The sequence below is a fragment of the Hydrogenivirga sp. 128-5-R1-1 genome (assembly GCF_000171895.1).
The window spans coordinates 1-1,440 of the sequence record NZ_ABHJ01000354.1; the positions used below are offsets into that span (position 1 = coordinate 1).

At 30.5% G+C, this 1,440-nt stretch carries 2 protein-coding genes; both read right to left on the reverse strand.

Going from position 1 to position 1,440, the window contains the following annotated elements; genetic code table 11:
• Positions 1 to 673 (reverse strand): universal stress protein (locus HG1285_RS01690; RefSeq protein WP_008289333.1); only part of this gene is annotated, 673 nt, incomplete at its 3' end.
• Between the two features lie 2 nt (positions 674 to 675).
• A partial coding sequence (locus tag HG1285_RS01685; RefSeq protein WP_008289334.1) for a cation diffusion facilitator family transporter occupies positions 676 to 1,440 on the reverse strand: 765 nt, incomplete at its 5' end.

Here is a 1,440-nt window from a genome sequence, read left to right on the forward strand (position 1 = left end):
TGAAAAACTGGGCTTCATATTTAAACTGTGCATGTGTATTTAATAAGTCTTTTATATGATTTTTCATTTCAACACTATCTTCTTCTAAGACAGATACAATTTTAACAGAATTTAAACCTAAATCTTTATAAAGGCCGTTTAGATAATTTACTGCATGTATTGATTTTTCCCTACCATCGAAAAATAAAACCACATTTTTTATTTCTTTAAATTTATCATTTGTTATCATTACAGGACATTTTGAATGTCTTGCAACATTTTCTGCATTAGAACCTAAAAATAGATTAACAAATTGTGGGTGCTGTCCTTTTTTACCTATAATTATTAAATCTTCAGGGTCTGTCATTTCTACAAGTTCTTTATAAACAATCCCATAAGCCTGAGCTATGGAACAGTCCCCTCCTTCTTCTCTACATTTTTTAGCAAAAGTATCAAGTATAACTTTTGCCCTTTCTTCTAAAGCTTCTTTTACTTTTGGAGTTATATCAGAATAAGTTGTAAAGCCAAGTGCTCCTGCAACATCTTCAATAAAAGGTCCCTCTAAAAGTCTTACATCAATAATATGTACTCCAATTACAGGTTTGTTTAATTTTTTTGAAAACCATATGCCATATTCACCTGCAATTTCTGAGTATTTAGACCCATCAAGTCCAACTAAAATTCTACTTATCATGTTTATGTATCTCCCTTGTTATATTCTTTCCAAGATTTTATCACTTCTTCAACAGCTTCTTCAAATCTGTCTTTTTCAGTTTCCCATACAACAACACCTGCTTTTGTTAAAACCCATCTTGTTTTAAAGTTTTCTGGATGTTGTTTTGAAACTATTACATCTATGTTCATTTTGGAAAGTAAATTTCCCTTTTCAAACTCACCTTTAGGAAGGTCTATTTCAAAATTTTTATGAACATTATAATCTCTTGAAACGTCTAAAATTACAGCTTTTTTTGCTTCAGAAAAATCTTTAATATGCTCTTTCCTGTTATCAACCAAAACGGCAAGCCTTAAACCTTCCTGCCTTGCAGGTTCATAGTGAATAACAACAGATTCAACATTTGGTATTTCTTTTTTTATTTTTTCTTCAATTTCATCTACTATTTTATGTGTTTCTCTCATACCATAATTATGTAAGAGTAGTTCAAGCTCAACAAATTTATAGCTTCCTGCTGACCTACCTCTTATACTTTTTACATCTACAACTATTGGATATTCATAGATAATTCTTTTTATCTTTTCTATGTCTTCTTTATTCAAAGATACATCAAGTAATGATTTTATACCGTTTGCGAGAATTTCCCATCCGCTGTGGATTATAAATAAGGAAACAACTGCAGCTGCATATTTATCTATAGGATATCCTAAATAAACGCCTATTAAACCAACTATAACAATAACTGAGGATAAAAAGTCTGCCCATATATGCTGTGCATCAGCTTCTAA